5 protein-coding genes are annotated in these 3154 nt (G+C 58.8%); all 5 read left to right on the forward strand.

What is annotated here, in order from left to right; genetic code table 11:
* On the forward strand, positions 1-114 hold a 114-nt coding region (locus U869_RS29675), incomplete at its 5' end, for a type IV conjugative transfer system protein TraL (RefSeq protein ID WP_025124010.1).
* A gap of 14 nt (positions 115-128) precedes the next feature.
* A complete protein-coding gene (traE, locus tag U869_RS0125065; RefSeq protein WP_025123683.1) occupies positions 129-695 on the forward strand; it encodes a type IV conjugative transfer system protein TraE in 567 nt (188 codons plus the stop codon).
* Positions 682-1425: a type-F conjugative transfer system secretin TraK gene (gene traK, locus U869_RS0125070; protein ID WP_025123682.1), complete on the forward strand. Its 744-nt coding sequence runs from the start codon at positions 682-684 to the stop codon at positions 1423-1425. Before traE ends, traK begins: the two co-directional genes overlap by 14 nt.
* The gene (traB, locus tag U869_RS0125075) at positions 1412-2806 is read left to right on the forward strand and encodes an F-type conjugal transfer pilus assembly protein TraB (RefSeq protein WP_025123681.1); all 1395 of its coding nucleotides are present in this window, start codon (positions 1412-1414) and stop codon (positions 2804-2806) included. Before traK ends, traB begins: the two co-directional genes overlap by 14 nt.
* 87 nt (positions 2807-2893) lie before the next feature.
* The coding region (locus U869_RS0125080; RefSeq protein WP_025124011.1) for a transposase at positions 2894-3154 on the forward strand (261 nt) is incomplete at its 3' end.

A 3154-nucleotide genomic window follows, 5' to 3' on the forward strand; every position in this document is an offset into this window, starting at 1 on the left:
CTACACATTGAATACATGACCCGGGACCTGGTGTACTGGTATATGCCGACTTCCCTGCTGAGGGGCATTTTCCACGACGTACCGGACTCCTGCTATCGGCAGTGGATCAAATAGACAGGATTATTCAGATGGATCATGGAGCACGCCTCAGTACACAGCGCGTTATCGCCATCGGGTTTCTCTCGCTGGGGACGCTATTGCTGCTGAGCCTCAGCACCAACGTCATTCAGGGCATTAACAACTATCGCCTGCAGAACGAACAAAAGGTGGCGGTTACGCCGATGCTCTACAACGCACCGTTTGCCGTATCACAGAATCAGGCCGATGCGTCGTACCTGCAACAAATGGCCCTCTCACTCATTGCCTTGCGTGTCAACGTCACGCCGGAAACCGTAGATGCCTCACACGAACAACTGCTGACATATGTCCGCCCGGCGTCCCAGAACGCGTTAAAAATCAAACTGGCAGAAGATGCAGCGCGCATCAAGGACAACAACGTCAACTCGGCCTTCTACATGACCAGCGTGAAGGTGTATCCGGGCAGCAGCCGCGTTGATGTGCGCGGACAGTTGAAGACCTGGATTGGCGATTCCAGACCTTACCCCGAGCTGAAGCAGTATGTCTTGCAGTTCGAACGCCAGGACGGGGTTAGCTGGCTGGTTCACTTCGGAGAAATTAGCGATGCACAAAAATAGCCGTATTACGCTAATCGCGTTGCTGATGCTGGTGACCGGGCATGCAGCGGCAGCCCCGGCGGCGGTGTTCGCTACCGTCGTGCCGCTGGCGAACGGGGGGCAAGCGAGTATCGCTGTCAGTAACACTGACCCCAATCTGTTTACCGTGGCGGGCGACCGCGTGACGGCACTGACCAGCCTTGACGGTGAACTGACCCGGCAGGAGCAGACCGCCAGCGGCGGCGTCATCGTCAGCACCCTCAACAAAAAACCGTTCACCTTCATTCTGGAAACGGAACGCGGCCTGAATTTCTCCGTGCAGGCGGTGCCCCGTGCGGGGGTGGGCCGGACGATACGTCTGGTCAGTGAACTCTCCGGTACCGGTGAGGCGGCTCGGAGCTGGGAAGAATCTTCCCCGTATGAAGCCATGTTGGTGTCGCTCAGTCAGCTTCTGCTCGGCGGGAAACTGCCGTCCGGTTGGCAGAGTATTCCGGTGACGAACGAACGGCTGAGCGCCCCCGTGGGCCTGGTTGCCCGCGCTGAGCGTGTCTGGGTGGGCAACCATTTGAAGGTGGTCAGCTATCGCGTCACCAACAGCACCGCCAGCGCCCGCAACCTGACAGAGAGTGACTTCTGGCAGCACGGCATCCGGGGTGTGCTGTTCGCCGAACCTGCACGCCAGGTGATGGCGGGCGGTGCATTGCAGGTCTTCATCATCAGTGGCGGAGGGGCAGTGGATGGCCAGTATTAATGCAGTCGTAAAACGCAAGCAGTTTATCTGGCTGGGAATTGTGCTGGCCACCCTCGGCGTGGTCGGGGGCGGTGGCTGGTATCTGGCGGAAGCCCGCCACGCGGGAAGCGATGCAGCGCCCGCGACAGACGAGCCGGCCCCGGACATGACCGGCGTGGTAGACAGTACCTTTGACCAGAAGGTGCAGCAGCATGCGACGACCGAAATGCAGGCGACCGCCGCCGGCATGCAGAAACAGTACGACGCGATGCGTCGTGAGATGGAGTTGCTCAGTAAGGGGCAGGCGGATTATCAACGCCAGATTGACAAACTCAACGGGGACAATGCGGCGTTGGCCGCGCAGGTGAGTGCGCTGGGGGCGAAACCAGTCACCAGTTCGGGCGAACCGGCACCGCAGCCGCCATCACCGCCACCGGGACCGGAAGGTGAGCCGCAGCCCGTGGGTTTCCCGCCGCAGGGCAGGGGGGCGGTACCCCCGCCGACGGCTTTCTATCCCGGTAATGGCGTGACGCCACCGCCGCAGGTGAGTTATCAGTCCATCCCGGTGCCAAATCAGGTGCGACGTAAAACGTTCAGCTATGGCTACGGGAACAAAGGCCCCTCGCTGCCGTATATCCCTTCTGGCAGTTTTGCCAAATCGATGCTGATTGAAGGGGCTGATGCCAATGCGTCCGTCACCGGGAATGAATCCACGGTGCCGATGCAGGTGCGCCTGACCGGGCGGGTTGAGATGCCCAACAGCAAAACCTACGACCTGACCGGCTGCTTTGTCGGCCTGGAAGCCTGGGGCGACGTTTCCAGTGAGCGGGCCATCGTTCGCACACGCAACATCAGTTGCCTGAAACACGGTGTCACCATCGACCAGCCGATTGCCGGGCATGTGAGCTTTATGGGCAAAAACGGCATCAAGGGTGAAGTGGTGATGCGCAACGGAAAAATCCTCGGTTGGGCCTGGGGCGCCGGCTTCGTTGACGGTATCGGGCAGGGGGCGCAAACCGCCTCTCAACCGGCAGTGGGGCTGGGGGCAACCGCGTCGATAGGGGCCGCGGATGTCCTGAAAATGGGCATCGGCGGAGGGGCATCGAAAGCCGCTCAGACGTTGGGTGACTATTACATCAAACGCGCAGAGCAGTATCACCCGGTAATCCCTATCGGGGCGGGTAATGAGGTCACGGTGGTCTTCCAGGACGGCTTCCAGCTGAAAACCATTGAAGAGTTGGCGCAAGATGCTTCGCAGCCAAAAACAGAGGGTGAAGGCGGTAGCCCGGTGCCATCTCCATCCCTGCCCAACAACATGAACGGCTTTAACACCGACCAGATGCTCCAGCAGTTGGGGAAAGTCAACCCGAACCAGTTTATGCCCGGCACCGGGGCACAGTAATCACGCACAGAGGAACCGTAAATGAACAAGATACTGAACCGTACCGGGTTTCTTGGAGACTAAACTCTTAGTGAAAGGAGACCCAAAATGAAATCACAATCTGCCAAACGCTATCCCCCTGAATTGCGTGAGCGCGCAGTCAGAATGTTGTTGGAACACCGTGATGAGTATGACTCTGAGCCAGATGCCATTCGTGCCATCTCGTCAAAAATCGGATGCCATTACGACACTCTGCGAGCCTGGTTACTTCAGCATAAAAATGATGTCCGTGGGGGTATCAGCCCCGTCAGCACTGATGATGGTGGACTGAGTACCGATGAGCGCCAGCGTTTAAAAGAACTGGAACGT

Source organism: Serratia sp. H1w, assembly GCF_000633355.1.
Lineage (GTDB): Bacteria > Pseudomonadota > Gammaproteobacteria > Enterobacterales > Enterobacteriaceae > Chania.